The organism is Amycolatopsis sp. NPDC033938 (assembly GCF_055575975.1).
On record NZ_JBVIRO010000002.1, the window covers coordinates 193,680 to 219,034 of the forward strand.

The following is a 25,355-nucleotide window of genomic DNA, read 5'->3' on the forward strand; positions in this document are numbered from 1 at the left end:
AGGCTGCCAACCGATGTCGAGAATCGGACTCCTGCCGCCGATGCCGACGGCGATGGTGCTCGGCGAGATGGACCTGCCCGCCGGCACCTGGCTCCCGTGGCACGAGCACGACGGCCACCAGCTCGCCTGGGCGGCACGGGGCATCCTCAGCGTGAACGTCGGCGAGCAGTACTGGGTGCTGCCCCCGACCAGGGCGTTGTGGATCCCGGCCGGGGTCCGTCACCGCACCGGCGCCACCGCCCGCACGGTGCTGCGAGGGATCTACGCCGCGCCGGAGCGGTGCCCGGTGCGCTGGCCGTCGCCGACCCTCGTCGCCGTCCGGCCGCTGCTACGGGAGCTGCTGGAACACCTCGGCTCGGCCGACCTCGGCGACGACGCGCGCCGCCGGGCCGAAGCCGTCGCTTTCGACCTGCTCGAATCGGTGGACGTCGTGCCGATCAGCGTGCCGATGCCGTCCGACGAGCGCGCGCTGGCCGTCGCGCGGGCGGTGATCGCCGATCCGGCCGACCGGCGTGGCCTGACGGATCTCGCCCGCGACGCGGGCGCGAGCGAGCGCACACTCGCGCGGCTGTTCCTCACCGAGTGCCGGACGACGTTCGGGGCGTGGCGGGTGCAGGCCAGGCTCCGCGCCTCGCTGCCGCTGCTGGCCGAGGGCATGCCGCTGACCGCGGTCTCCCGCCGGATCGGCTACTCCTCGCCGAGCGCGTTCGTCGTCGCCTTCCGCCGGGCTGTCGGTGTGACGCCGGGCGCCTACTTCGGCGGCTGAGCCGGGACTCCATATACCGTTTCGGCGTGCCTCGACGTAACCGGCCCGATCGCGGTGGACGCCCAGAACTCGGCGCGTCGACCGGCTGGGCGCGCTCCGAGTCGGCCAAGGACGGGGAGTGGCTCGTCCGGACCGTGCCCGGCGCGCAAGCCACCAAGGACTACCGCTGCCCCGGCTGCGACCACGAGATCCGGCCGGGGATCCCGCATCTGGTCGTCTGGCCCGCCGACGACACCGGCGGGGTCGCCGACCGCCGCCATTGGCACAAGCCCTGCTGGGACGCGCGGGCCAGGCGCCGCCCCGGCCGTTGGTGATCAGCGCAGTCGGTGATCAGCGCCGCAGGTGCAGTGACGGCGCACCCTCGAATTCCTCCTCCGTGTGGATCTTGAACCCGAGCCGCTCGGCGACCCGGATCGACGGTTCGTTGGCCACCATGATGTTGGCGATCACCGGCACCTCCGGGATCTCCCGTTCCGCCCATTCGACGACGGCCGCCGCCATCTCCGTCGCGTAGCCGTTGCCCCAGGCGAACGGCCAGAAGCGGTACGCGAGGTTCAGCACGCGCTCGCCGTTCCATTCGTGATACCGGACCCCGCCGAAGCCGACGATCACCTCCGGATCGGCCAAAGCGGACACCGCGAGATAGCCGAACCCGTGCTCGTCCCATTGCTTCATCCAGGCGTCGTACAGTTCCCGCGCGCCCTCGACGGTATGCGGCACGACGTTGAATTTGTTCGTCTCCGGATCGGCCTGCAGCGCGACGATGTTCTCGCGATCCGCCTCGCGCAGCCGCCGCAACAGCAGCCTCTCCGTTTTGATCTCTGTCAGCACACCTCTGACGGTAGCGCCGGGGTGCGACAGAATTATCGTCATGACGGATCTCCCGCTGGTACTGCTGCACGCCTTCCCGGTCGACGCCCGCATGTGGGACGCGGTGCGCGCGCCGCTCTCGGCGCGCCTCCGGCTGATCACCCCCGACCAGCGCGGACTCGGCCGCAGCCCGCTGCCGGAGACCGGCCGGGAACCGAACCTGGAGGACGCGGCCCGCGACGTCGTGGCCCTGCTCGATCGGCTCGGACTCGACAAGGTCGTCCTTGGCGGCTGTTCGATGGGCGGCTACCTGACGATGGCGGTGCTGCGTGCCGCGCCGGAACGCGTCGGCGGGCTCGTGTTCATCGACACGAAGGCGACGGCCGACACTCCCGAGGCCGCGCAGGCCCGGCACGACCTCGCGGCCCGGGTCGAGGCGGAAGGTACCGGCTGGCTGCCCGGAACGGTCACGCCAGGACTGCTCGCCGAGAAGACCCGCGCCGACCGGCCGGAAGTCGCGGAGCGGCTTGGTGACCTGATCACCGCGCAGCCGCCGTCCGGGATCGCGTGGGCGGCCCGTGCGATGGCGGCGCGGCCGGATTCGGCCGAAACACTGCGCTCGGCGGACGTGCCCGCGCTGGTCGTGGTCGGCGAGGAGGACGGCCTGACCCCGCTGGACGCGGCGAACACCCTGGTGGAGACGCTGCCGGACGCGACACTGGTCGTCTTGCCGGAGGCCGGACATCTGACGCCGCTGGAGGATCCGGCCGGAGTCGTCGAAGCGATCTTGGGCTGGTACCCCGCGTAAAAGCGTTTCCCTCGCCCCTTCAAAGGTATAGCGGACACGGGGGCTTGCGGCAAGCCCCCATTCCCGGTCCACAATTCCTCTCTTCACATTTTCCGAAGGGGGATTCCCATGCGTGTACTCCTGTCCACCATCGGGACAAGGGGCGAGGTGCAACCGCTGGTGGCGCTGGCGACGCGATTGCGGGAACTCGGCCAGGACGTCCGGCTCTGCGCGCCACCGGATTTCCGTGAATGGGCCGAAGGACTCGGGATCTCCTTCGCGCCGCTCGGACCAGAGCTGCGATCGACCGCGAAACCGGATTCCGCGATGACCAAGGCGATGGCTTCCCCCGAGGGGCGGCGCGCGATGGCGGAGGCCATGGTCGTGAACCAGTTCGAGACCATGCCGGAGGCGGCCGAGGGCTGTGATGCCGTCGTCGCGGGAATGGCCTTGAACATCGCCACCCATTCGGTGGCCGAATGGAAAGGGATTCCTTATTTCTTCGCCGCTTATTGCCCGATGACGCTGCCTTCGCTGCACCATCGTCCGCCCGTTTTCCCGGGATGGGCACCGAAGAATCCCGACGCCGCCGTTCCCGTCTTGTGGGCCGAAGACGCGGAACGGTGGAACGAGCGATGGGGCGGCGTGCTCAACCCGCGGCGGAAACTGCTGGGCCTGCCGCCGGTCGACGACGTCCGCGGGCATGTCTTCACCGAGGAGCCGTGGCTGGCGGCCGATCCGGTACTGGCGCCATGGCGGGGACCGTCGGCGCTGGACGTGCACCAGACCGGTGCCTGGATCCTGCCGGACCACAGCCCGTTGTCCCCGGAACTGGCGGCGTTCCTCGACGACGGGGAACCGCCGGTCTACTTCGGATTCGGGAGCATCCGCGCGCCGGAAGAGATCGCGAAGGCGATGATCGGCGCGGCGAGGGCGCACGGACGGCGGGCGATCGTGTTCCGCGGCTGGACCGAACTGTCGCTGATCGACGACGAACCCGACTGCCTCGCCATCGGGGAGGTCAATCAGCAGGCGCTCTTCCCTCGGGTCGCGGCGGTCGTGCATCACGGCGGCGCCGGCACGACCACGGCGGCGACCAGGGCCGGGGTACCGCAGGTGCTCGTTCCGCAGATGTTCGACCAGCCCTATTTCGCGCAGCGCGTCCGCGATCTCGGTGTCGGGACTTCCATCGCCGGGGAGCCGAGCGCGGAGTCGCTGACCCTCGCGCTCTCCGAGGTACTGCGACCGGAGGTGACCGAGCGAGCGCGTCAGGTCGGTGGTGAGGTGCGGACGGACGGGGTCGAGGTGGCGGCGGAACTCCTGCTGGCGGCCGTCTAGCCCACGCGCTGGAAGTAGCGCTCCAGAGCCGCCTCGGCCTCCCCGCGTCGCTCGGGAAACCGCTGGGCGATCACGAACCGCCAGCAGACCTCTAACAACCGACGCAACGCGAGGAACGGCTCGAGTGACGAAGGCGGAACATCGGCAGGGTAGGCGGAGAGCGCCGAAGCGCCGAGATCCGAGTAGAGGACGGCGAGGTCCCAGCCGAGCGGTCCGCACCAGGTGTCCTCGAAGTCGAGCCAGCACGGCCCGGCCGCCGTCGCGATCACGTTCCCCCGGTGGGCGTCACCGTGCAGCGGACGGCCTTCGCCCGCCGGGAGGGCCGCCGCGACCCGTTCGAGTTCTTCGCGCAGCCGGGGTGCCGCGCCGTCCATCGTGTGACCATGCCGGTCGAGCAGGGCCCGGAGGTCATGGACCGGTCCGAGTTCGGGCAGTTCGCCGGGGTAGTCCGCGAGCGCGGAGTGCACCCGGGCGAGCGACTCCGCCACCTCTCGCGGGGAGAGGGTGTGCCCCGGTTCATGAGGCGTGTAATGCCAGAGAGTGACCGGCAAGCCGTTGGCGAAATGCGGCCCTGCCGGGGGATCCGCCGTGGGTGAGACGACGAGCACACCACGTTCCGTGAGGTGCCTGGACAGCGCGACATCGCGTGCGAGCCAGTCCTCGGGGGACCGCCGGGCGAGGCGCGTCGTGCCCGGCACACGCGCCACCACCGGACCCAGTCTCACCAGCACGTTCGACTTGAAATGCAGGACATCGGGGGTGGCTGTCGGGAGCCCGTACCGGTCACCGACGGCGATCGCCGCGGCCACTCCCGCACGCGTGTGTTCGTCGGTCACGGCGCGATCTTGCCAGCCGGTGCGCGCGACTGTCGGTAGTGAGGGCTACGATCCCCACTAGCCGTCGGAGTGGGTCCCGACCCGCCCCGGCGACCGGAAATTGACCACCACAAGGTTTGAGTGTTGGAGGCAGGAGTGACGGCCGTAGCCCCCAAGCCGATCGCCACGCGCCCGTATCCCGCGCGGGAGTCGGTTAAGGGTTCGTACCTGCTGCGGTTGTTCCGCACGACGGACCACAAGCAAATCGGCATCATGTACCTGGTCACGTCGTTCGCCTTCTTCATGGTGGGCGGCGCGATGGCGATGCTGATCCGCTCCGAGCTGGCGCGTCCCGGGCAGCAGTTCCTTTCGCAGGAGCAGTACAACCAGCTGTTCACGATGCACGGCACGATCATGCTGCTGCTGTACGCGACGCCGATCCTCTTCGGCTTCGCGAACTTCGTGCTGCCGCTGCAGATCGGTTCGCCCGACGTCGCCTTCCCGCGGCTGAACGCGTTCTCGTACTGGCTGTACCTCTTCGGCGGCCTGATCGTGATCTCCGGCTTCCTGACCCCGGGTGGCGCCGCCGACTTCGGCTGGTTCGCCTACACCCCGCTGTCGGACGCCATCCACTCGCCCGGCGTCGGCGCCGACCTGTGGATCTCCGGTCTGGTCGTATCCGGTCTCGGCACCATCCTCGGTGGCGTCAACATGATCACCACGGTGGTCTGCCTGCGCGCCCCCGGTATGACGATGTACCGGATGCCGATCTTCACCTGGAACATCCTGGTCACCAGCATCCTGATCCTGCTGGCGTTCCCGATCCTGACCGCGGCCCTGATGGGCCTGCTGGCGGACCGGCATCTCGGGGCGCATGTGTTCGACCCCGCGAACGGCGGCGTGATCCTCTGGCAACACCTGTTCTGGTTCTTCGGCCATCCAGAGGTCTATATCGTCGCCCTACCGTTCTTCGGGATCGTGTCGGAGATCTTCCCGGTCTTCAGCCGCAAGCCGATCTTCGGGTACAAGGGCCTGGTCTGGGCGACGCTGGCGATCGCAGCGCTGTCGGTGGCGGTGTGGGCGCACCACATGTACGCGACCGGTGCCGTGCTGCTGCCGTTCTTCTCCTTCATGACCTTCCTGATCGCGGTCCCGACCGGCGTGAAGTTCTTCAACTGGATCGGCACGATGTGGAAGGGCCAGCTGTCCTTCGAGACGCCGATGATCTTCTCGATGGGCTTCATCGTCACGTTCCTCTTCGGCGGTCTGACCGGCATCATGCTGGCCGCGCCGGCGATCGACTTCCACGTGTCCGACAGTTACTTCGTCGTCGCGCACTTCCACTACGTGCTCTACGGCACGATCGTGTTCGCCACCTTCGCCGGGATCTACTTCTGGTTCCCGAAGATCACCGGCCGCATGATGGACGAGAAGCTCGGCAAGTGGCACTTCTGGACCACGTTCATCGGCTTCCACGCCACGTTCCTGGTGCAGCACTGGCTGGGCGCCGAAGGTATGCCGCGGCGGTACGCGGACTACCTGCAGTCCGACGGCTTCACCACGCTGAACACGATCTCCACGATCGGCGCGTACATCCTCGGTGCCTCGACGCTGCCGTTCATCTGGAACGTCTTCAAGAGCTACCGGTACGGCGAGATCGTCACGGTGGACGACCCGTGGGGCTACGGCAACTCGCTCGAATGGGCGACGTCCTGCCCGCCGCCGCGGCACAACTTCACCGAGCTGCCGCGGATCCGCTCCGAGCGTCCGGCGTTCGAATTGCACTACCCGCATATGGTCGAGCGCATTCACTCCGAGGGTGAGATCGGCTTCTTCGGGAAGCAGAAGGTCAACACCCACCGCGCGCCGTCCCAGGTGCTCACCGAGGCGGCCATGCCGGGCGATCACTCCAAGGACAACTCCAGCGAGAAGTGACCCGATAAGCGGAATCGGCGCGTGCCTTGCCTCACACAGGGGCAAGGCACGCGCCTTTTTCATCCCCGGCTGAGAGAGACTGAGCCCGTGACGCAGACACCAGTTCTCATCACCACCACCGGCCCCGACAAGCCGGGGGTGTCCTCGGTCCTGTTCGCCGTGCTCTCCCGGCATGACGTCGACGTCCTCGACGTCGAGCAGGTGGTCATCCGCGGTCAGCTGGTGCTCGGCGTGCTCGCCGGGGTGTACCGCGACCCCGAAGGCCTGCAGGAATACGTCGAGCAGGCGATGGCTTCGGTCGGGATGCAGGTCGAGGTGAAGATCGGCTCGGCCATCGGCGCCGACCCGTTCGCCATCGGCCAGAAGGATTCGACGCACGTCCTGCTGATGCTCGGCCGTCCGGTGACCGCGCGGGCGTTCTCCGACGTGGCGCGCCGTCTCGCCGCGCTGGACGTCAACATCGACTCGATCCGCAGCGTCGCCGACTACCCGGTCACTGGGCTCGAGCTCTACGCCTCGCTCGCCCAGGACACGCCGGAAGCCGACGCGGCCTTGCGGACCGCGCTGGCCGACGCCGCCGTCGAGGCCGGGATCGACATCTCGGTCGAGCGGGCCGGGCTCGCCCGCCGGGCCAAGCGCCTGGTCGTCTTCGACGTCGACTCCACGCTCATCCAGGGCGAGGTCATCGAGATGCTCGGCGCGCACGCCGGCGTCGAACCCCAGGTTCGCGAGATCACCGAAGCCGCGATGCGCGGCGAGCTGAACTTCGGCGAGTCGCTGGAGCGACGGGTCGCACTGCTGGAAGGCCTTCCGGAGACGGTGCTCGACGAGGTCGCCGCGTCGATCGAGCTCACCCCCGGCGCGCGCACGACCATCCGCACGCTGAAGCGGATGGGCTTCCGCTGCGGCGTCGTCTCCGGCGGGTTCACCAAGATCATCCAGTCCCTTGTGGACGATCTCGGGCTCGACTTCGCCGCCGCGAACGAACTCGAAGTGGTCGACGGCAAGCTCACCGGCCGGGTGGTCGGGGAGATCGTCGACCGCGCGGGCAAGGCGACGGCGCTGCGCCGGTTCGCCGAGGAGTACGAGATCTCGTTGCAGCAGTGCGTCGCGGTCGGCGACGGGGCGAACGACATCGACATGCTGTCGGTCGCCGGGATGGGTGTCGCCTTCAACGCGAAGCCCGCGCTGCGTGAGGTCGCCGACACCGCGCTTTCGCACCCGTACCTCGACGCCGTGCTGTTCCTGCTCGGGGTCACGAGGGCCGAGATCGAGGCGGCCGACGCGGCCGACGGTCTCGAGCTTTCCCGGCCATGAGTGTGCTGGAGCCGCTGGCCGCGCGCTACGCGTACTGGCTCGGTCTCCCCGCGGAAAGCACGGTGGACACCTCCGACGAGGATCCAGCCGAAGTCCGCGCCATGCCGGTCATCCTGCGGATGGAACGCGCCGAACCGCCGTCCCGGACCGCTCTGCTGGAGGCCGCCGCGGCGGCCGCGATCGCGGTCTGTCTCGACGAGCGCGCCGAGCCGGAAGGCGAATGGCACGAGCCGCTCAAGGCGTGGGTCGACGGCCGCATCCGCAAGGTCGCCCGCCGCGCGCGGGGCGCGCATTGGCACGCTGTCCAGGAACTGCCGGGCATCACGATCGAGGTCGACGGCGCCGAGGCGCGGGCGTTGCTGCCCGGCCGCGTCGTCGACGCGCCGAAAGAGGTCTCGCGGCTGCAGATCTCCGGGAGCGAACTCCCGGCCGACGAGCCGGGGCCCGCGCCGGACGGGATCCCGCGGTTGCTGCTGAACCCCGAGGTCTCGATGACCGTCGGCAAGGGCGCCGCCCAGGTCGGGCACGCGACGATGATCCTGGCCTCGCTGCTGGACGAAGCCGAACGGGCCGCTTGGGCCGAGACCGGATTCCGGTGCTCGGTGCGGACGCCGCCGGTCGCGGTCTGGAAGGCGCTGTGCCCGATCGAGGACCCGGAAGGTTCGTGGCGGCGCGACGGGGTCGTCGCGGTCCGGGACGCGGGGTTCACCGAGGTGGACCCGGGGACGGTCACCGTCATCGCTCAGCGCGTCTGAGCCAGGATTCACCAGCCGAAGGGAAAACCGTGTCCTTGGAAGTCCAGCGCGACGGCGAGCACCGCTTCGTCGGCCGCAACGAACGAGGTGCCGAAGTCCGGATCGGGCGCAAAGGTGCCGAGGGCGCCTTCTCCCCGGCCGAATTGCTGCAGATCGCGGCGGCGGGCTGCTCGGCCGTCACCGCCGAGAACCTCATCACGCGCCGGATCGGGGAGGACTCGACCTTCCGGGTCGGTGTGACCGCGGATCGGCGTGACGACGCTCCGGAACTCGACGGCGTCCACGTCGCTTTCGACGTCGACGTGTCCTCGCTCGCCGCGGAGGACCGGGAGGCGCTCGCGGCGGCGGTGGACCGCGCCATCGAGCGGCTGTGCACGGTGAGCCGGACGCTGAAGAAGGGCATCCCGGTCACGGAAAGCTTCCCGGTCGAGTAGGTGTCCGGAGTGCTATGAAAGGTCCTTTCCTTGCAAAATTTGCAAGGAAAGGACCTTTCATAGCACTTGGCTCGGGTCCTTGATGGGTGCTGCTTGATGGGGGCGGACCGTCGTCGTGAGTGGTAAGTGCCGTTCTGGCCAAGGGTGTTCAGGTACCTACGGCGGATGCGGCCCGGAAGGCCATCACGAGCCTCAACAGCACCACCAGCCACAACGGCTGCGCGTGAAGGCCCCTCCCTCGGCTCAGCCGAGGAAACTCGACCTTCACACCTTCCCCAGTACATGTCCGCAGGCCACGCGTAGGTACCTAAGAAAGAGTTCGCTCTAACGACACTTACCACTCACGATCACCGGGTCAGTGTTTGGCGGGGTGGCCTTCCGCGCTCCAGACCACGTACGCCTCGTCGGCGTCGGTGGTCATGGCCTCGATGAACTTCTCGTTGTCGAAGCCGGGCAGCGTCTGCAGCCGCTCGATCAGCGCGTCGGCGGCCGGGTCTCCGCTGGGGATCGCGGTGCCCTTCCCGTCGGTGCCGGCGAGCATGAAGAAGACATCTTCTTTCCACGGGCCTTCAGGGATCACTCTGACCACCACCGCGGACAGCTCCGACCACGTGACGGCTTCCTCGCTGCCGTCCGCGAGCTGACGCCGCACTCCGGTGTCATCGACGCTGACGGTCCGGGATTGTGCGTTGGGCGACTCGTGGGACAACCGGTTCTCCCTGTCTTCGGCGTTCCGTTAACGGTACTCGGCCGTGTCCCAGACCACTCAGGCCGGGGCGGCGGCGTCGAGGCGGCGCAGCGCGTCGCGGGCGACCTTCGGATCCATGGTCGGCCAGAACGGCGGCAGCGAGGCGCGCAGGAATCCGCCGTAGCGGGCCGTGGCCAGCCGCGAGTCCAGGATCGCCACGACGCCGCGGTCGGTGACCGAGCGGTGCAGCCGTCCGGTGCCCTGTGCGAGCAGCAGCGCGGCGTGTGTGGCGGCGACGGTGAGGAAACCGTTGCCGCCTCTGGCTTCCACGGCTCGCTGCCGTGCGGACGAGACCGGGTCGTCCGGACGAGGGAAGGGAATGCGGTCGACCACGACGAGCTGCAGCGACGGACCGGGCACGTCGACGCCCTGCCACAGCGACAGCGTGCCGAACAGACAGGTGCGCGCGTCTTCGGAGAACTTCTGCACCAGCAAGCCGGTGGAATCGTCGCCCTGGCAGAGGATCGGCAGGTCGAGCCGCTCCCGCATCTCCTCGGTCGCCTGTTTCGCCGCGCGCATCGAGGAGAACAGGCCGAGCGTGCGCCCGCCCGCGGCCTCGATCAGCTCCGCGAGCTCGTCCATGGTGGAGGGCTGCAGGCCGTCCCTGCCGGGCGGCGGCAGGTGTTTGGCGAGGTAGAGGATGCCGTTGCGTTTGTGGTCGAACGGCGAGCCGACGTCGAGGCCGGTCCACTTCGGGCCTTCGAGGTCGTCGCTGTCGGCCGGGGCGGCCTTGTCGGTCGCCGCGCCCGCGGCCTTCTCGACCCTGGCGCCGCCGGGCGGGAGACCCCACTGCCTGGCCATGGTGTCGAAGGTGCCGCCCAAGGTCAGCGTCGCCGACGTGAGCACGGTCGTGTGCTGGTTGAACACGCGTTCACGCAGCAGACCCGCCACGCCGAGCGGCGCGACCTTCAGCGCGGGCGGGCGCGGGTTCGTGGAGAACCTGTCCCCGGTCAGCCAGACGACGTCACGTTGCTGCGCCTTGTCGTCGTCGAACGCTTCCAGCAGCCGGACCGCGGTGTCGTGGACCTCTTCGAGCAGTGACCGCGCCAGTTTGCGCGCGGTGGCCTCGTCGACCTCTTCCTTCCGGTCCTTGCCGAGCGCGGTGAGGCAGCGCTGCGCGGCGTCGCGGACCGCGGGGATCGCGCCGGTGAGCGCCTGCGGCAGCGAATCCATCCGGCCGGACGGGAGGTCGTCGAGGATCAGGGCGAGCCCGTCGCTCGCCTCCAGCAACTGATCGGCCACCTCGTCGTCGACCAGCTTCCCGCAGCGCCGGGCCGCGGCGGACACCATGCCGCTGGTCAGTTCGCCGGTCGCCACGGACGTCACGCGGTCGACCAGGTCGTGTGCCTCGTCGATGATCACCAGGTCGTGCTCGGGGAGCACCTGGTAACCCTGTAGCGCGTCGATCGCCAGCAGCGCGTGGTTGGTGACGACGACGTCGGCCTTGCCTGCCTCGGCACGGGACCGTTCGGCGAAGCAGTCGGTGCCGATGGGGCAGCGCGAAGCGCCGAGGCATTCCTTGGCCGTGACGGAAACCTGGCGCCACGCCTGATCCGAGACACCGGGGACCAGTTCGTCGCGGTCGCCTGTCTCGGTGTCGGACGACCATTCCCGCAGCCGCGTGACCTCCTTGCCCAGCCGGGAGACCGCGAACGGGTCGAACAGCTGCTGATCCTCCGGCTCGTCCGGGGCCCCGGAGTCGAGCCGGTGAAGGCAGAGGTAGTTGCGACGGCCCTTGAGGATCGCGAAGGTGGGTTCGCGGCCGAGGGGCTTCTTCAGCGCCTTCGCCAGCCGCGGAAGGTCGCGGTCGACCAGCTGGCGCTGCAGCGCGATGGTGGCCGTGGAGACCACGACCGTCGCCTCCTTCTCGACCGCGTGCCGGATCGCGGGAACGAGGTAGGCCAACGACTTCCCGGTACCGGTGCCCGCCTGGACGGCCAGGTGCTCACCGGTGCGGATGGCACGGCCGACGGCGTCCGCCATCCGCACCTGGCCCTCGCGCTCGGCACCACCCACGGACTCGACCGCGTGGGTCAGGAGTTCGAGGACGCCGGGGAAATCAGCACGATTGGGCACGGGACAAGACGATAGCCGGGCCCACCGTCAAGATCGTCCGCACCGTGCAATGAAAGGTCCTTTCCTTGCGAAATTTGCAAGGAAAGGACCTTTCATTGCGGCGCTTGGGGCGGCGAAAGGGCTGGTCACGCGTCCTTGCGGAAGCGGGAAACCAACGCCCAGGTGCCCGGGAGCAGGGCAGCCGCGACGGCGATCTTCAGCGCGTCACCGATGAGGAACGGGACGACGCCGTGCTGCAGCGCGGTCGACAGGCCGGAGCCGGTCGAGGCCATCAGCCACGGCACACCGAACGAGTAGATGACGAGATTGCCGAGCACCATCGTGCCCGCCATGCGCAGGGGCGTGCGGTCACCGCCACGGCCGGCGAGCGCGCCCACCAGCGCACCGGCGAAGACGAACCCGACGATGTAGCCCGCGCTGGCGCCGAACAGACCCGAGGAGCCGTCCTGGAACCAGCCGACACCGGCGGCACCGACGGCGAGGTACAGCGCCATCGACAGCGCGCCGCGCTTCCAGCCGAGCGCCGCGCCGACCAGGAGGGCGGCGAACGTCTGGCCGGTCATCGGCACCGGAGAGCCCGGCACCGGGATGACGATCTGCGCGGCCGCGCCGGTGAGGGCGGCACCACCGGCGACCAGGATCGCGTCACGGACGAGGGCGCCGGGAACGAGGTCGGCGAGGACCGGACGGTGGCCGGCCACGGACAGCGAAGACACTCAGACCTCCTATGAGTACACGAATGTGAACCGAGGTTAACGTCAGAAGACGAGTCGCGGACCGAATGTCGGCCACCTCACGGTCCGGCTCGGTCCACTCGTCCGGGTGGTGTGGCCCTGCGCCGGTCAGGCTCTTGCTGGAAGCTGCCAGTCATGAAGAAGACCAGGACGGCGGGAAGGCTGCTCTCGGTGACGATGCTGACCGGGGCGCTGGTGGCGGGAGGCACGGCGGCGTCGGCGGAACCGGCACCCGCGTCGGCGTCGGCGTCGGTCGGGTCGGTCGACGTGGAGATCGGCGACGAACACGTCGTCACCGGTGAGCTGGCGCCGTGTGACGTCGACGGGCCCCTGACCGCGAGCACCGCCGGCGGGTCCATCGGTGACTTCGCCCGGTTCAACGGCGGCGGCTCGAACTGCGGCCGCACCGGCGCGGTGGCGGTCGGCGAGGCGACCGGACGGCGATTCGAGACCACCCTGCTCAAACGCTACGGCGGACCGGTGATCAAGGTCCGCACGTTCCTGGCGAAATGCAGTACCACCAAGGACGGCAGCCTCGGCTACATCGAGTTCGGCGACATCACCGGGTTCACGCTGCCGGAGACCATCCCGCAGAACTACCGGCAGACCATCGCCGGCGGCAAGGGCGGGACGGCACTGGCTTCGCTCACGGTCAACGAGACCGTCACGCCGACCCCGCCCGACGGGAGCCTGGTGACGCATATGCTGCACATCAAGCTGTTCCCGCAGGGCGGCGGACCGGCGAAGGGCGACATCTACCTCGGCACCGCGCGCTGCGACCCGTACGGCAAGAAGAAGCCGACCCCCTGAAGCCCCCATTTCGTCCTCTGCATGCGGTACTTGCGTGTGCAAGGACCGCATGCAGAGGACGAAATGCCTCAGGGGTCAGGCGCGCGAGACGTACTTCGCGGCCGCGGCGACGAACTCGCTCGCCCGGGCCGCGAGGTCCGTCAGCGATCCGCCGGAGGTGAGCGCGTCCCCCAGCAGCGGTGTCGCGGCCGCGACGGCGATGGAACCCGACTCGAGGTACTTCGCGACGTCGGCGAGGTGGACCCCACCGGTCGGCACCAGCGGGATGTCCGGCATCGGCGCGCGGATCGCGCGCAGGTAGGCGATCCCGCCGACGGCGGCGACCGGGAACACCTTCACCGCGGCCGCGCCGAGGCGCCACGCCTGGTCGATCTCGGTCGGGGTCAGCGCGCCGCAGATCACCGGCAGCCCACGTTCGTGCGCGCGCTCCAGCACCAGCGGGTTCACCGTCGGCGTGACCAGGAACGTCGCGTCCGCGTCCGCCGCACTGTCCACATCGGACACTTCGCGGACGCTCCCGGCGCCGACATGCGCGTCGTCGCCGAGTTTCTTGCGGATGGTCGCGATGGCGTCCGTGGCTCCCGGCGTGGTCAACGCCGCTTCGAGCACCCGGACGCCCGCCGCGTGCAGCACCGTGGCGGCGTCGGCGAAGCGGCTCGCGTCGGCCGCTCGCAGGATCGCGATGAGCCGGTTTTCGATCAAGGTGTCCTGGAGGTCGTGCTGGATCATGCGGAGGGGACCGGCGCCTTTCCGGTGTAGCTCACGCCCGCCTCGTCGAAGTCCTTGAGCGCGGCGTCGACCGTCGGCTGCGAACCGCCGACGGTGAGGTCCAGCAGCACCCGGACGGTGAAGCCCGCCTTCGCCGCGTCGAGCGCTGTGGCGCGTACGCAGAAGTCGGTCGCGATGCCGACGACGTCGACCTCGGTGACGTCGTGCTCCTTCAGCCACGCTTCGAGCGTCTTGCCGTCGCGCGCGTTGCCCTCGAAGCCCGAGTACGCGGCGGTGTACTCCCCCTTGGAGAAGACTTCGGCGATCGGGACCACGTCGAGCGCGGGGTGGAACGACGCGCCGGAGGTGCCCGCGACGCAGTGCCGCGGCCAGCTGTCCTTGAAGTCCGGCGTCTCGCTGAAGTGGTCGCCCGGGTCGATGTGGTAGTCACGGGTGGCGACGACGTGCGCGTAACCGCCCTCGGCGGCCAGCTTCGAAATCCCTTCGGCGGCCGCGGCGCCGCCGGGCAGGCCGAGCGACCCGCCTTCGCAGAAGTCGTTCTGCACATCGACCACGATCAGGGCGGTCCCCATGTGTTGCTCCTGAACTCTCTTTAGACGAATACGGTCGGGATGGCCGGTTCGCCGTGCGAGAGCTTGAGGCCCTCCCACGGCAGGCTCACCAGCGCACGCCGAAGCCGCTGGCGCGCGTCGTCCAGCGTGGGCAGATCATCCACCGTCCGGCCGTCCCGGACCAGCGGAATCTGCAATTCGTGGTCGTTCGGTTCCCGTTCCGGTACCGCCGAGGCGGCGGTCCAGATGACCTCTTCGACGGCGGTGCCGGTCTCGCGGTGCCGTCGCAGCGCGGATTTCCGGCCGCCGCGGGACTCTTTGTGCGCGCTCCGCTTGGCCACCGGCTTGCCGTCGACCTCGACGAGCTTGTAGACCATCCCGGCGGTCGGCGCGCCGGAACCGGTGACGACCGAGGTGCCGACGCCGTACGCGTCGACAGGTTCCGCCCGCAGTGCCGCGATGGCGTGTTCGTCGAGGTCACCGGACACCACGATGCGGGTGTCCTTGGCGCCGAGGGAGTCCAGCTGCTCGCGGGCCTTGCGGGCCAGCGGGCCGACGTCACCGGAGTCGATGCGGATCGCGCCGAGCTCGGTCCCGGCCACCCGGACGGCCGTTTCGATCCCCTTGGTGATGTCGTAGGTGTCCACCAGGAGTGTGGTGTCGGCGCCCATCTTGCTCACCTGGGCGCGGAAGGCGGCCTCTTCGCTGTCGTGCAGCAACATGAAGGCGTGCGCGACGGTGCCCCGCGTCGGGATTCCGTAGCGCCGACCGGCTTCGAGGTTCGAGGTCGTGGCGAAACCGGCGAGGTACGCGGCCCGCGCGGCGGCGACGGCGGCGTACTCGTGCGTGCGTCGGCCACCCATCTCGATGATCGGCCTGCCGTGCGCGGCGCCCGACATCCGAGCCGCCGCGGACGCGATCGCGCTGTCGTGGTTGAGGATCGAGAGGATCAGCGTCTCCAGGACGACGGCCTCGCCGAACGAACCGGTGACGGTCAGGATCGGGGAGCCGGGGAAGTAGAGCTCACCCTCGGCGTAGCCGTCGATGTTCCCCGAGAAGGAGTAGTCCGCGAGCCACGAAAGGGTGGCGTCGTCGACGACGGCCGTCGCCTCCAGCTGGCTCAGCTCGGCGTCGGTGAACCGGAAGTCCGCGATCGAGTCGAGGACCCGGCCGGTGCCCGCGACGACGCCGTAGCGGCGACCGTCGGGCAGACGACGTGCGAAGACCTCGAAGACGCACGGCCGGTCCGCGGTCCCGTCGGAGAGCGCGCTGGCCAGCATGGTCAGCTCGTAGTGGTCGGTGAGCAGCGCGGTGCTGGCGCCAGTGGCCGCCTCGGGGAAACCCATGGTGCCAGCCTATTCACCCACACGGCCGGACCTGCCAACCCATACCGGGTCGGGCCCGTGACACCATGGAGTGCATGTCCACGCCTGTCGCATCCGAGCAGACGCAGGTTGATCCACAGGGAGTAGAAATCGTCTCTGAGGACAAGCCCTGGCGGACGGTCGTCTGGAACGATCCGGTGAACCTCATGTCGTACGTGACGTACGTGTTCCAGAAGCTGTTCGGTTACAGCCGGGACCACGCCACGAAGCTGATGCTCGACGTACACCAGAAGGGCAAGGCGATCGTGTCCTCCGGTTCGAAGGAGAAGGTGGAGACCGACGTCGCGAAACTGCACGCGGCCGGCCTCTGGGCGACGATGGAACAGCCGTCGTGAACGGATGGCGCCGTAAAGGCGAGACCATCGTCGCCGGGTTCGAGCAGCAGGAGGCCGCGGTCCTTCGTGGCCTGGTCAGCCAGCTGGAGGACATGCTCACCGCGCGCGCCGAGGAGGCGCCGCAGGACGAGCTGGCCGAGCTGACCGGGATCCGGACGGGCCCGACGGAGTCGCCGGACGATCCCGTCCTCTCGCGGCTGTTGCCGGACTTCCACAAGCTGGACCCGGACAACCCGACCCGCGAGGACATCGACTCGGCCGCCGCGATGCGGTCGATCCACGAGCCGGATCTGCTGGACAAGAAGGTCGGCGTCGCCAAGATCGTGCTGGACACGCTGCCGCGCGACGGCGGGAACGTGCGACTGACCTTCGAGCAGGCAGACGCCTGGCTGGGCGCGCTCAACGACGTCCGGCTCGCGCTGGGCACCGCGCTCGACGTCACCGAGGACATGCCCGACGAGCTGCCCGAAGACGACCCTCGCGCGCCGCATCTGGGCGTCTACCACTGGCTGACCTGGGTGCAGGAAACCCTCATCCAGTCGCTGACGTCATGATCACCGACGTTCCGGGGGTGCTGGTCGGGCACCACGAGCGGGTCGGTGACGGCTGGGCGACCGGGACGACGGTCGTGCTGGTCCCCGGCGGCGCCGTCGGTGCCGTCGACCAGCGCGGTGGCGCGCCCGGGACGCGCGAGACCAATCTGCTGGAGCCGGAGAACCTGGTCCAGCACGTCAACGCGATCTGCCTGTCCGGCGGGAGCGCGTACGGCCTGGCCGCGGCGGACGGCGTCATGCGGTGGCTCGCCGAGCGGAATCTCGGGATCCCGGTCGGGACGCGGCCGCACGAGGTGGTGCCGATCGTGCCCGCCGCGGTGCTGTTCGACCTGCCGCGCAGTGACTGGGGCAACCGCCCGGACGCGTCCTTCGGTTATGCGGCCTGTGAAGCCGCCGCGGCCGGTCCTGTCGCGCTGGGGACCGTCGGCGCGGGCGCCGGGGCCAAGGCCGGTTCACTCAAAGGTGGGATCGGGACGGCCTCGGAGCGCGTCGGGGAGTTCACGGTCGGCGTCGTGGCCGCGGTGAACGCCGCCGGTGAGGCCGTCGACCTCTCGACCGGTCGCGCGTTCGCGGCGGATCACGAGGTCGACGGCGAGTTCGGCGTCCGCTGGCCGGACCGGCCCGGCGACGTCGAGGCGAAGGCGGCCGGGCTCAACACGACGATCGGCGTGGTCGCGGTCGACGCGGCCCTGTCCAAGGCGGAGGCGCGGCGGCTCGCGGTGGCCGCGCAGGACGGCCTCGCCAGGGCCGTGCGGCCCGCGCACACGATGTTCGACGGCGACACGGTCTTCGCGCTGGCGACCGGCGAGCGGGAACTGCCCGGCGGAGCGGGACCGATCGCGGCGACGACGCGGGCCGCGGTGCTGGACACGCTGTGCTCGGCGGCCGCGCGGGTGTTCGGGCGGGCGATGGTGCACGGCGTGCTGAACGCCACTTCCGCCGGTGGGATGCGCGCCTACCGCGACGTCTGGCCCGAAGCGCTCGCCTGACCCCGAGTGGCGGCAATCTCAGAGTGTGGACCGGCTCCGTCCAGCACCTAAGATATGCGATGTGCTCCGGATCCGCCGTGAACTCGTCGACGAGATCGTCGCCCATGCCCGCCGTGACCATCCCGACGAGGCGTGCGGGGTGATCGCCGGTCCGGAAGGATCGGACAGCCCCGAACGATTCATCCCGATGGTCAACGCCGCCCGGTCGCCGACGTTCTACCAGTTCGACTCGATGGACCAGCTCAGGCTGCATCGCGAACTGGAGGCGAACGGCGAGGTCCAGGTGGTCATCTACCACTCGCACACCGCCACGGACGCCTACCCGTCGCGGACCGATGTCTCGATCGCCGCGGAACCAGACGCGCACTACGTGCTCGTCTCCACCAAAGACCCCGATTCGCACCAGTTCCGGTCTTACCGGATCGTGGACGGGGAGATCACCGAGGAGCCCGTCGAGATCATCGGCTGAACCCGGCCCGGAATAACCGGGGCCGGACCGAACGTCTGCGTAGTAGAGAACCCACCGGAGGTAGAACACCATGGCCGTGACCGTGTCCATCCCGACCATCCTGCGTACGCACACCGGCGGCGAGAAGTCCGTCGAAGCGGCCGGCAAGACCGTGCTCGAGGTGATCGACGACATCGAGTCCCGCCACGGCGGCCTCAAGGCCCGCCTGGTCAAGGAAGAGAAGCTGCACCGCTTCGTCAACGTCTATGTGAACGACGAGGACGTCCGCTTCTCCGGTGGCCTTGAGGCCGAGGTCAAGGACGGCGACACCCTGACCATCCTGCCCGCCGTGGCCGGAGGCTGATCCATGGCTCGCTTCGAGTCGCTGCTCGACACGCTCGGCGGCACCCCGCTGGTCGGCCTGCCCCGGCTTTCGCCAACGCACGACGTGCGGTTGTGGGCGAAACTGGAGGACCGCAATCCGACCGGTTCGATCAAGGATCGCCCCGCGCTGGCGATGATCGAGGCCGCCGAGCGTGAAGGCACCCTCCGGCGTGGCTCCACGATCCTGGAGCCGACGTCGGGCAACACCGGGATCGCGCTCGCCATGGCCGCGAAGCTCAAGGGCTACGGCCTGGTGTGCGTCATGCCGGAGAACACCTCCACCGAACGCAAGCAGCTGCTGCAGGCGTATGGCGCGAGGATCGTCTACTCGCCGGCCGCGGGCGGCTCCAACGAGGCCGTGCGCCGGGCGAAGGAACTGGCCGAGGCCAACCCGGACTGGGTCATGCTCTACCAGTACGGCAACCCCGCGAACGCCGACGCGCACTATCGCGGCACCGGGCCCGAACTGCTCAAAGACCTGCCGACGCTGACGCATTTCGTCGGCGGCCTCGGCACCACCGGCACCCTGGTCGGCGTCGGGCGCTACCTGCACGAGACGAAACCGGACGTGCAGATCATCGCGGCCGAGCCGCGCTACGGCGAACTGGTGTACGGCCTGCGGAACCTCGACGAGGGCTTCGTCCCGGAGCTTTACGACGCGAGTGTGCTCAACGGCCGCTTCTCCGTCGGCGCTTACGACGCGCTTCGCCGGACACGTGAGCTGCTGGAGCACGAAGGCATCTTCGCGGGGATTTCGACCGGTGCCGTGCTGCACGCCGCGCTGGCTGTCGCCGAGAAGGCCGCCGCTTCGGGCAAGCCCGCCGACGTCGCCTTCGTGGTCGCGGACGCCGGGTGGAAGTACCTCTCGACGGGCGCTTACTCCGGCTCGCTCGACGAAGCGGCCGAACGGCTCGACGGGCAGCTCTGGGCCTGAGCCCCTTTTTGTGGTGAGGTCGCGGCTTCTGAGTTCGGCAGGGGCTGAAGGGGCCCTTCACCGCATCGCATGCGGTGAAAGCGCCCTTCACCGCATGCGATGCGGGGAAAGGCCCCTTCACCCACGCGCGACCCACGGCCGCCCGAACTCCCACCAGCCCGAACCAGGTCGGAAAAGGTGTTATGAACGGGACTTTCATTGCAAATTTTGCAATGAAAGTCCCGTTCATAACACTCTCCCCCTGGGGCCAGCGGGTGAGGGGCGTGCATAAGTCGTGGTGTGCGGCAGCGCGGCGCTGGCACGATGGTGGGTATGAAGGTCATCGGGCTGCTGGGCGGGATGAGCTGGGAATCGTCGGCCGAGTACTACCGGCTGGTCAACGAGCGCGTCCGTGAACTCCGCGGCGGATACCACTCCGCGCATACCGTGCTCTACTCCGTGGACTTCGCGGAAATCGAGGCGATGCAGGCCGAAGGCCGCTGGGACGACGCCGGCCGCGAGCTGAACCGCGCCGCGCGCCGCCTCGAAGCCGCCAAAGCGGACTTCGTCGTGCTCTGCACCAACACGATGCACAAGGTCGCCGAGCAGCTCACCGACGGCCTCGGCATCCCGCTCCTGCACCTCGCCGACACCACGGCCGCGGCGATCAAAGCCGAGCACGTCAAGCGCGTCGGGCTCCTGGGCACCGGCTTCACCATGGCCCAGCCGTTCTACCGCGAACGCCTCGCCGCGCACGGGCTCGACGTGCTCGTCCCGAACGAAGAAGACCGCGAGACGGTGCACCGGATCATCTACGACGAACTCGTCCACGGCGTCGTCACCGACGAGTCGCGCGAGCGGTACCGCGAGGTCATCGCGCGGATCGTCGACGCGGGCGCGGAGGGCGTGATCTACGGATGCACCGAGATCGAACTGCTCGTCGGTCCCGACGACAGCCCGGTGCCCACCTTCCCCACCACCAGGTTGCACGCCGAAGCGGCCGTGGATTACGCGCTGGGCAAGGCCGCGCTCCCTTCCGCTCCGGCTAGGTGACGCTCGTGCTGGGCGACGGCCTGCCGCCACAACCTGTCCCGCTCCTCATCGGTGAACAGGCCACGCCGCACCCCGAAGACGTCCTCGATCGCCGTCCACCACTCGGCCGGTGACTCCAGCACCGTCTTGCCGCCCGGCAGGTGGGTGAGCGTCAGCGCGCGCAGCGAATCGAGGCTCTCGGCGTCCCGGCGCTGCAGCACGATCGTGCGGACGAACCCCGAGCTCTCGGATGTGGACAGCTCGACGTGTTTCTCGGCGAAGTCCTGCATGACGGCCGTCTCGGGCGCGAAATCCATGCCGACGAAACTTCCCTGCGGATCGTGGTCGAACCGCCAGCCGCCGGGCGTGATCTCCGACGTCCGCATGCGGAACACCAGCGGCCCCTGTTTGTACTCGCCTTCACGCAGCGGGAGCGGCTCGTGGATGCCGTCACCGAGCCCCACGTCGACCAGCCAGCCGACTTCGGGCGTCTCCGGTAATGCGGTCACCGTCAGCGCCAGGTGGTTGAGGTGGATCCCGGCGGCCTCCTGAGCGGTGTGCGCCCCGCCGGGATGGCGCGTGACCTGGTAGCCGAGCGCCTTCAGCAAGGCCGAGAACGCGCCGTTGAGGTGATAGCAGTAGCCGCCGCGACCGGCGACGATCCGGCCGAACGAGACCGCCGGATCCAGCGACGTGACCCGGCCGAGCTGGACTTCGAGATCTTCGTACGGCACGCGCTCTACGTGTGCCGCGTGCAGGCGGAAGAGCGCGTCGAGGCTCGGCGGCTCGTGATCGAGGCCGAGTCGCGCGAGATAGGCGGGCACGTCGACGTGCTCGGAAGAAGAGATCCCCATACGACCGACCGTAGCGGTCCCCACCGACAAATCAGGGTTCTCACCGAGGCGACCCCGCCCGTTCCGGCCGTAGCCTATGGAGGTGACCACTTTGCCCCAGCCGGTCCCGGCGAACGAGTCGTCCGGTACGGATCCGGCCAAACGCGTCCTGCCGCCGAACCCGAAGGCCGCCGCGATCGTGGCGCTGGCCTTCACCGTGCTGCTCTACCTGGTCGAACTGGTCGACGTCGTACTGCCCGCCGACCTCGACCAGGGTGGCATCCTCGCCCGCGACGTCTCCGGGCTCGATGGCGTGCTGTGGGCGCCGTTGCTGCACGCGGGCTGGGGACATCTGTTCTCCAACACCGTCCCGGTCCTGGTGTTCGCCTTCCTCGCGATGGCGTCGGGGATCGGCAGGTGGGTGCTGGTGACCGCGATCATCTGGGTGCTCTCCGGCCTCGGCGTCTGGCTGATCGCGCCGGACAACACGGTGACCGTGGGCGCCTCCGGCGTCGCTTTCGGCTGGCTGGCGTTCCTGCTGGTCAGGGGTATCTTCAACCGGGCGGTCGGCCAGATCCTGGTGGCCGTGCTGCTGCTGGGCATCTGGAGCGGGATGCTTTGGGGACTGCTTCCGGGTGATCCGGGCGTCTCGTGGCAGGGGCACCTGTTCGGCGCGCTGTCCGGGGTCTTCGCGGCGTGGGTGGTGGCGAGGATGGACAAGACCCGAGCCCGGAAGACGGTCGCGGGCGGTCCCGGTAGCCTCGCCGTGTGACCAAGCCGAGCGCCGACGCCCCGATCGGCGTCTTCGATTCCGGAGTGGGCGGGCTCACCGTCGCCAGGTCGATCCTGGAACAGCTGCCCGGTGAGCAGCTGCGCTACGTCGGCGACACCGCCCGCAACCCGTACGGTCCGCTTCCCATCGCGACAGCACGCAAGTACGCGCTGGAAGCGCTGGACGACATCGTCGAAGGCGGGGTGAAGGCGCTGGTCATCGCCTGCAACACCGCCTCCGCGGCCTGCCTCCGCGACGCGAGGGAGCGCTACGACGTCCCCGTGATCGAGGTCGTCCTCCCGGCCGCGCGAAGGGCCGTCTCCGCCACGCGCTCCGGCCGGATCGGCGTGATCGGCACCGAGGGCACCGTCCGGTCCCGCGCCTACGACGACGCCTTCACCGCCGCACAGGACGTCGAGATCACCAGCGTCGCGTGCCCGCGGTTCGTGGACTTCGTCGAACGCGGAATCACCACCGGCCGTCAGGTGCTCGGACTCGCGCAGGGCTATCTCGAACCGCTGCTGGACGCCCAGGTCGACACGCTGGTCATGGGCTGCACGCACTACCCGTTGTTGTCCGGGGTGCTGCAGATCGTCATGGGCCAGGACGTCACGCTGGTGTCGAGCGCCGAGGAAACCGCGCGTGACCTCGTGCGTGTCCTCACCGAGAACGACCTCCTCGCCGAAGGCGACACCCCGCCGAGGCACGAGTTCGTCGCCACCGGATCCGCCGAGCCGTTCACCAGACTCGCTCAGCGGTTCATGGGTTTCGCTCCGGGTGTGCTGGCTCCCACCAGCGCGTAAAAAAGTCGATTCCGCGCTTAAGGTGTCACAGTGCGTCTCACGATCCTCGGCTGCTGCGGCAGCATCCCCGGGCCCAACGCCGCCGCGTCCGGCTATCTGCTCGAGGCGGACGGGTTCGTCCTGGGGCTCGAACTCGGCAACGGGACGCTCGCGCGGCTACAGGCCCTGCGCGACCCGTTCGATCTGGACGCGCTGATCCTTTCGCATCTGCACCCCGATCACTGCGCCGACGTCAGCGCGCTGACCGTCATGCGGCGGTACCACCCGGCCCTGCCGTATCCCGAAAGGCCGCGTCGTCTGCCGGTGTACGGACCGTCGGACGTGCATGAGCGCCTCACCTACGCCTACGCGGCGAACGAGGAGGAGCGGGCGACCACCGACCTCTCCGACGTCTACGACTTCCACGCCCTGCGGACCGAGCCCATGCGAATCGGGCCGTTCGAGGTCACCGCCGTCCCGGTCGACCACCCGACCCCGGCGTTCGGCCTGCGGATCGCCCACGGCGGCCGGACACTCGCCTACACCGGCGACACGGGCATCTGCGACACCTTGACCGAGCTCGCCGACGGCGTCGACGTCCTGCTTTCCGAGGCGTCCTGGACCGACTCGCCGAACCGGCCCCCCGGCGTCCACCTGTCCGGTAAGGAAGCGGGGGAACTCGGGCGCAAGGCGGGGGTGGGGCGGCTGCTGCTCACCCACGTCGCGCCCTGGACCGACCCGGCCGCCGTCCTCGCCGAGGCGGTCGTCGCGTTCCCCGCGGCCGAGCTGGTCGAGCAGGGCGCCGTCTACGACGTCTGACGCGGGGTTCTAGAGTGACGGCCGTGGCGAGAAAAGACGGCAGGAACGACGACCAGCTTCGCGACATCAAGATCACCCGGGGCTTCCAGCGGTGGCCCGCGGGGTCGGTGTTGATCGAGTTCGGCGACACCCGGGTGCTGTGCGCCGCGAGCGTCACGGAAGGCGTCCCCCGCTGGCGGGCCGGTTCCGGCCTCGGCTGGGTCACCGCCGAGTACGCGATGCTGCCGTCGGCGACCAACACCCGTAGCGACCGCGAGTCCATCAAGGGCCGCGTCGGCGGCCGCACCCACGAGATCTCCCGGCTGATCGGCCGGTCCCTGCGTGCCTGCATCGACCTGGCGGCGCTGGGGGAGAACACGATCGTCATCGACTGCGACGTCATCCAGGCCGACGGCGGTACCCGCACGGCCGCGGTGACCGGCGGCTACGTCGCGCTCGCCGACGCCGTCACCTGGCTCGGCGCGGCGGGCCGTCTCGCTGACCCGCAGCCGCTTTCGTCCTCGGTCGCGGCGGTCAGCGTGGGTGTCGTCGACGGCCGCGTACGCCTCGACCTGCCGTACGAGGAGGACTCGCGCGCGGAGGTCGACATGAACGTCGTCGCCACGGACGCCGGCACGCTGATCGAGGTGCAGGGCACCGGTGAGGGCGCCACCTTCGCGCGGTCCACTTTGGACACGATGCTGGACATGGCGCTCGCGGGCTGCGAGGAGCTGACCCGCCTGCAGACCGAGGCGCTCGCGCTGCCGTACCCCGGCGAACTGCCCGAGCCGCGTACGGACAAGAAGAAGGGTGCGAAGTGACCAAGCTTCTCCTTGCCACCCGTAACGCGAAGAAGCTCGGCGAGCTCCGGCGCATCCTGGTGGCGGAGGGAATCGAGGGCGTCGAGGTCGTCGGCCTCGCCGACGTCCCGGAATTCCCCGAAGCGCCCGAGACCGCGCCCGACTTCGAGGGCAACGCGCTCGCGAAGGCGCGGGACGCGGCCGCCGCGACCGGTCTCCCGGCCATCGCCGACGACTCGGGGATCGCCGTCGACGCGCTCAACGGCATGCCCGGCGTGCTGTCGGCGCGGTGGTCGGGCAAGCACGGAAACGACGAGGCGAACCTGGACCTCGTGCTGGCGCAGCTGTCCGACACTCCCGACGAGCGGATGGGTGCGGCCTTCGTCTGCGCGGCGGCGCTGGTCGTCCCCGGCGGCGACGAAACCGTGGTGCGCGGGGAATGGCGGGGCTCGCTGATCCGGGAACGCCGTGGTGCCAACGGATTCGGTTACGACCCGATCTTCGTGCCGGAGGGTGAGACGCGGACCTCGGCGGAGCTGGAACCGTCCGAAAAGGACGCGGCCTCGCACCGGGGTAAGGCGTTGCGGAACCTGGTCGGAGAGCTGCGGAAACTGGCCGGCTGAGTTGGTCGTGAGTGGCGATTAGGGGTGTTAACCCCAAATCCCCAAACGACCACCCGTTGCGGCGGGGTTTAGCCCGGGGGAGGTACCCCCGCAGCATGGCGG

30 protein-coding genes are annotated in these 25,355 nt (G+C 69.4%); 21 read left to right on the forward strand and 9 right to left on the reverse strand.

What is annotated here, in order from left to right; genetic code table 11:
* Window positions 1-13: 13 nt before the first annotated feature.
* Window positions 14-766, forward strand: coding sequence for an AraC family transcriptional regulator (locus ACZ5ZX_RS07590; RefSeq protein WP_465501195.1), 753 nt, complete (start codon window positions 14-16; stop codon window positions 764-766).
* Between the two features lie 26 nt (window positions 767-792).
* Window positions 793-1,080: a hypothetical protein gene (locus ACZ5ZX_RS07595; RefSeq protein ID WP_465501196.1), complete on the forward strand. Its 288-nt coding sequence runs from the start codon at window positions 793-795 to the stop codon at window positions 1,078-1,080.
* Between the two features lie 16 nt (window positions 1,081-1,096).
* Here ACZ5ZX_RS07595 and ACZ5ZX_RS07600 read toward each other — a convergent pair whose 3' ends face one another.
* On the reverse strand, window positions 1,097-1,597 hold the full coding sequence (locus ACZ5ZX_RS07600) for a GNAT family N-acetyltransferase (protein WP_465501197.1): 501 nt from the start codon (window positions 1,595-1,597) through the stop codon (window positions 1,097-1,099).
* Between the two features lie 40 nt (window positions 1,598-1,637).
* On the opposite strand from ACZ5ZX_RS07600, the gene ACZ5ZX_RS07605 reads away from it, so the two are divergent.
* Entirely contained in the window at window positions 1,638-2,384 is a 747-nt protein-coding gene (locus tag ACZ5ZX_RS07605; protein ID WP_465501198.1) for an alpha/beta fold hydrolase, read from the forward strand.
* A gap of 108 nt (window positions 2,385-2,492) precedes the next feature.
* A complete protein-coding gene (locus ACZ5ZX_RS07610; protein WP_465501199.1) occupies window positions 2,493-3,701 on the forward strand; it encodes a glycosyltransferase in 1,209 nt (402 codons plus the stop codon).
* Here the strand turns inward: ACZ5ZX_RS07610 and ACZ5ZX_RS07615 are convergent.
* Window positions 3,698-4,537: a phosphotransferase enzyme family protein gene (locus tag ACZ5ZX_RS07615; RefSeq protein WP_465501200.1), complete on the reverse strand. Its 840-nt coding sequence runs from the start codon at window positions 4,535-4,537 to the stop codon at window positions 3,698-3,700. The two genes, ACZ5ZX_RS07610 and ACZ5ZX_RS07615, sit on opposite strands and share 4 nt — an antisense overlap.
* A 135-nt stretch (window positions 4,538-4,672) precedes the next feature.
* Between ACZ5ZX_RS07615 and ctaD the strand changes: the two genes are divergently transcribed.
* The 4 genes from ctaD (at window position 4,673) to ACZ5ZX_RS07635 (ending at window position 8,957) form a co-directional block, all read left to right on the forward strand.
* Entirely contained in the window at window positions 4,673-6,451 is a 1,779-nt protein-coding gene (gene ctaD / locus ACZ5ZX_RS07620; RefSeq protein ID WP_465501201.1) for an aa3-type cytochrome oxidase subunit I, read from the forward strand.
* Between the two features lie 87 nt (window positions 6,452-6,538).
* Entirely contained in the window at window positions 6,539-7,768 is a 1,230-nt protein-coding gene (gene serB, locus ACZ5ZX_RS07625; RefSeq protein WP_465501202.1) for a phosphoserine phosphatase SerB, read from the forward strand.
* Window positions 7,765-8,523 carry a peptidyl-tRNA hydrolase gene (locus ACZ5ZX_RS07630; RefSeq protein ID WP_465501203.1) on the forward strand — a complete coding sequence of 253 codons (759 nt, stop codon included), beginning with the start codon at window positions 7,765-7,767 and terminating at the stop codon, window positions 8,521-8,523. Before serB ends, ACZ5ZX_RS07630 begins: the two co-directional genes overlap by 4 nt.
* A 29-nt stretch (window positions 8,524-8,552) precedes the next feature.
* Entirely contained in the window at window positions 8,553-8,957 is a 405-nt protein-coding gene (locus tag ACZ5ZX_RS07635) for an OsmC family protein (RefSeq protein ID WP_465501204.1), read from the forward strand.
* Window positions 8,958-9,312: 355 nt separating this feature from the next.
* On the opposite strand, the gene ACZ5ZX_RS07640 is transcribed toward ACZ5ZX_RS07635, so the two are convergent.
* The 3 genes from ACZ5ZX_RS07640 to ACZ5ZX_RS07650 all read right to left on the reverse strand — a co-directional run bounded on the left by ACZ5ZX_RS07640 (window position 9,313) and on the right by ACZ5ZX_RS07650 (window position 12,497).
* Window positions 9,313-9,666, reverse strand: a complete 354-nt coding sequence (locus ACZ5ZX_RS07640; RefSeq protein ID WP_037320738.1) for a hypothetical protein — start codon at window positions 9,664-9,666, stop codon at window positions 9,313-9,315.
* A 57-nt stretch (window positions 9,667-9,723) separates the two neighbouring features.
* Window positions 9,724-11,781 (reverse strand): ATP-dependent DNA helicase, encoded by a 2,058-nt coding sequence (locus ACZ5ZX_RS07645; RefSeq protein WP_465501205.1) that lies wholly within the window; start codon window positions 11,779-11,781, stop codon window positions 9,724-9,726.
* 125 nt (window positions 11,782-11,906) lie between these two features.
* The gene (locus tag ACZ5ZX_RS07650) at window positions 11,907-12,497 is read right to left on the reverse strand and encodes a biotin transporter BioY (protein WP_465501206.1); all 591 of its coding nucleotides are present in this window, start codon (window positions 12,495-12,497) and stop codon (window positions 11,907-11,909) included.
* A gap of 153 nt (window positions 12,498-12,650) precedes the next feature.
* Between ACZ5ZX_RS07650 and ACZ5ZX_RS07655 the strand changes: the two genes are divergently transcribed.
* Window positions 12,651-13,325 carry a hypothetical protein gene (locus ACZ5ZX_RS07655; protein ID WP_465501207.1) on the forward strand — a complete coding sequence of 225 codons (675 nt, stop codon included), beginning with the start codon at window positions 12,651-12,653 and terminating at the stop codon, window positions 13,323-13,325.
* Window positions 13,326-13,400: 75 nt separating this feature from the next.
* Here ACZ5ZX_RS07655 and ACZ5ZX_RS07660 read toward each other — a convergent pair whose 3' ends face one another.
* From ACZ5ZX_RS07660 to ACZ5ZX_RS07670, 3 genes are read right to left on the reverse strand one after another with little or no spacing between them, the layout of a single operon-like run.
* The gene (locus ACZ5ZX_RS07660) at window positions 13,401-14,054 is read right to left on the reverse strand and encodes a bifunctional 4-hydroxy-2-oxoglutarate aldolase/2-dehydro-3-deoxy-phosphogluconate aldolase (protein WP_465501208.1); all 654 of its coding nucleotides are present in this window, start codon (window positions 14,052-14,054) and stop codon (window positions 13,401-13,403) included.
* Window positions 14,051-14,626, reverse strand: a complete 576-nt coding sequence (locus ACZ5ZX_RS07665) for a nicotinamidase (RefSeq protein ID WP_465501209.1) — start codon at window positions 14,624-14,626, stop codon at window positions 14,051-14,053. Before ACZ5ZX_RS07665 ends, ACZ5ZX_RS07660 begins: the two co-directional genes overlap by 4 nt.
* A gap of 20 nt (window positions 14,627-14,646) precedes the next feature.
* Window positions 14,647-15,951, reverse strand: coding sequence for a nicotinate phosphoribosyltransferase (locus tag ACZ5ZX_RS07670; RefSeq protein WP_465501210.1), 1,305 nt, complete (start codon window positions 15,949-15,951; stop codon window positions 14,647-14,649).
* Window positions 15,952-16,025: 74 nt separating this feature from the next.
* Between ACZ5ZX_RS07670 and clpS the strand changes: the two genes are divergently transcribed.
* The 7 genes from clpS (at window position 16,026) to ACZ5ZX_RS07705 (ending at window position 20,666) form a co-directional block, all read left to right on the forward strand.
* On the forward strand, window positions 16,026-16,325 hold the full coding sequence (gene clpS / locus ACZ5ZX_RS07675) for an ATP-dependent Clp protease adapter ClpS (protein WP_063277132.1): 300 nt from the start codon (window positions 16,026-16,028) through the stop codon (window positions 16,323-16,325).
* Window positions 16,322-16,879 carry a DUF2017 domain-containing protein gene (locus ACZ5ZX_RS07680; RefSeq protein WP_037320714.1) on the forward strand — a complete coding sequence of 186 codons (558 nt, stop codon included), beginning with the start codon at window positions 16,322-16,324 and terminating at the stop codon, window positions 16,877-16,879. Before clpS ends, ACZ5ZX_RS07680 begins: the two co-directional genes overlap by 4 nt.
* On the forward strand, window positions 16,876-17,868 hold the full coding sequence (locus ACZ5ZX_RS07685; protein ID WP_465501211.1) for a P1 family peptidase: 993 nt from the start codon (window positions 16,876-16,878) through the stop codon (window positions 17,866-17,868). Before ACZ5ZX_RS07680 ends, ACZ5ZX_RS07685 begins: the two co-directional genes overlap by 4 nt.
* Window positions 17,869-17,929: 61 nt before the next feature.
* Window positions 17,930-18,337: a M67 family metallopeptidase gene (locus ACZ5ZX_RS07690; protein WP_465461369.1), complete on the forward strand. Its 408-nt coding sequence runs from the start codon at window positions 17,930-17,932 to the stop codon at window positions 18,335-18,337.
* Window positions 18,338-18,407: 70 nt separating this feature from the next.
* Entirely contained in the window at window positions 18,408-18,680 is a 273-nt protein-coding gene (locus ACZ5ZX_RS07695) for a MoaD/ThiS family protein (protein WP_465461368.1), read from the forward strand.
* Window positions 18,681-18,683: 3 nt separating this feature from the next.
* Window positions 18,684-19,634 carry a PLP-dependent cysteine synthase family protein gene (locus tag ACZ5ZX_RS07700; RefSeq protein WP_061982233.1) on the forward strand — a complete coding sequence of 317 codons (951 nt, stop codon included), beginning with the start codon at window positions 18,684-18,686 and terminating at the stop codon, window positions 19,632-19,634.
* 312 nt (window positions 19,635-19,946) lie between these two features.
* Complete coding sequence (locus ACZ5ZX_RS07705) at window positions 19,947-20,666, forward strand: aspartate/glutamate racemase family protein (RefSeq protein WP_465501212.1); 720 nt, start codon at window positions 19,947-19,949, stop codon at window positions 20,664-20,666.
* Here the strand turns inward: ACZ5ZX_RS07705 and ACZ5ZX_RS07710 are convergent.
* A complete protein-coding gene (locus ACZ5ZX_RS07710; RefSeq protein WP_465501213.1) occupies window positions 20,621-21,499 on the reverse strand; it encodes an arylamine N-acetyltransferase family protein in 879 nt (292 codons plus the stop codon). The genes ACZ5ZX_RS07705 and ACZ5ZX_RS07710 overlap by 46 nt on opposite strands.
* A gap of 76 nt (window positions 21,500-21,575) precedes the next feature.
* On the opposite strand from ACZ5ZX_RS07710, the gene ACZ5ZX_RS07715 reads away from it, so the two are divergent.
* The 5 genes from ACZ5ZX_RS07715 to rdgB are packed head-to-tail and all read left to right on the forward strand — an operon-like array spanning window position 21,576 to window position 25,253.
* Window positions 21,576-22,250, forward strand: coding sequence for a rhomboid family intramembrane serine protease (locus tag ACZ5ZX_RS07715; RefSeq protein ID WP_465501214.1), 675 nt, complete (start codon window positions 21,576-21,578; stop codon window positions 22,248-22,250).
* A complete protein-coding gene (gene murI / locus ACZ5ZX_RS07720) occupies window positions 22,247-23,053 on the forward strand; it encodes a glutamate racemase (protein WP_465501215.1) in 807 nt (268 codons plus the stop codon). Before ACZ5ZX_RS07715 ends, murI begins: the two co-directional genes overlap by 4 nt.
* Before the next feature lie 30 nt (window positions 23,054-23,083).
* Entirely contained in the window at window positions 23,084-23,851 is a 768-nt protein-coding gene (locus ACZ5ZX_RS07725; protein ID WP_465501216.1) for an MBL fold metallo-hydrolase, read from the forward strand.
* Between the two features lie 23 nt (window positions 23,852-23,874).
* Complete coding sequence (gene rph, locus ACZ5ZX_RS07730) at window positions 23,875-24,651, forward strand: ribonuclease PH (protein ID WP_044852815.1); 777 nt, start codon at window positions 23,875-23,877, stop codon at window positions 24,649-24,651.
* On the forward strand, window positions 24,648-25,253 hold the full coding sequence (gene rdgB, locus ACZ5ZX_RS07735; protein WP_465501217.1) for an RdgB/HAM1 family non-canonical purine NTP pyrophosphatase: 606 nt from the start codon (window positions 24,648-24,650) through the stop codon (window positions 25,251-25,253). The genes rph and rdgB overlap by 4 nt, the downstream gene beginning before the upstream one ends.
* Window positions 25,254-25,355: the final 102 nt, after the last annotated feature.

Excerpts from the sequence above, each read along its gene's own strand:
- ACZ5ZX_RS07705 (WP_465501212.1), top strand. The coding sequence starts at position 19,947 with ATGAAGGTCATCGGGCTGCTGGGCGGGATGAGCTGGGAATCGTCGGCC.
- clpS (WP_063277132.1), top strand. The coding sequence starts at position 16,026 with ATGTCCACGCCTGTCGCATCCGAGCAGACGCAGGTTGATCCACAGGGA.
- ACZ5ZX_RS07670 (WP_465501210.1), bottom strand. The coding sequence starts at position 15,951 with ATGGGTTTCCCCGAGGCGGCCACTGGCGCCAGCACCGCGCTGCTCACC.
- ACZ5ZX_RS07660 (WP_465501208.1), bottom strand. The coding sequence starts at position 14,054 with ATGATCCAGCACGACCTCCAGGACACCTTGATCGAAAACCGGCTCATC.
- ACZ5ZX_RS07610 (WP_465501199.1), top strand. The coding sequence starts at position 2,493 with ATGCGTGTACTCCTGTCCACCATCGGGACAAGGGGCGAGGTGCAACCG.
- ACZ5ZX_RS07695 (WP_465461368.1), top strand. The coding sequence starts at position 18,408 with ATGGCCGTGACCGTGTCCATCCCGACCATCCTGCGTACGCACACCGGC.
- ACZ5ZX_RS07590 (WP_465501195.1), top strand. The coding sequence starts at position 14 with ATGTCGAGAATCGGACTCCTGCCGCCGATGCCGACGGCGATGGTGCTC.
- ACZ5ZX_RS07655 (WP_465501207.1), top strand. The coding sequence starts at position 12,651 with ATGAAGAAGACCAGGACGGCGGGAAGGCTGCTCTCGGTGACGATGCTG.
- ACZ5ZX_RS07685 (WP_465501211.1), top strand. The coding sequence starts at position 16,876 with ATGATCACCGACGTTCCGGGGGTGCTGGTCGGGCACCACGAGCGGGTC.
- ACZ5ZX_RS07605 (WP_465501198.1), top strand. The coding sequence starts at position 1,638 with ATGACGGATCTCCCGCTGGTACTGCTGCACGCCTTCCCGGTCGACGCC.
- ACZ5ZX_RS07700 (WP_061982233.1), top strand. The coding sequence starts at position 18,684 with ATGGCTCGCTTCGAGTCGCTGCTCGACACGCTCGGCGGCACCCCGCTG.
- ACZ5ZX_RS07715 (WP_465501214.1), top strand. The coding sequence starts at position 21,576 with ATGGAGGTGACCACTTTGCCCCAGCCGGTCCCGGCGAACGAGTCGTCC.
- ACZ5ZX_RS07630 (WP_465501203.1), top strand. The coding sequence starts at position 7,765 with ATGAGTGTGCTGGAGCCGCTGGCCGCGCGCTACGCGTACTGGCTCGGT.
- ACZ5ZX_RS07665 (WP_465501209.1), bottom strand. The coding sequence starts at position 14,626 with ATGGGGACCGCCCTGATCGTGGTCGATGTGCAGAACGACTTCTGCGAA.
- ACZ5ZX_RS07710 (WP_465501213.1), bottom strand. The coding sequence starts at position 21,499 with ATGGGGATCTCTTCTTCCGAGCACGTCGACGTGCCCGCCTATCTCGCG.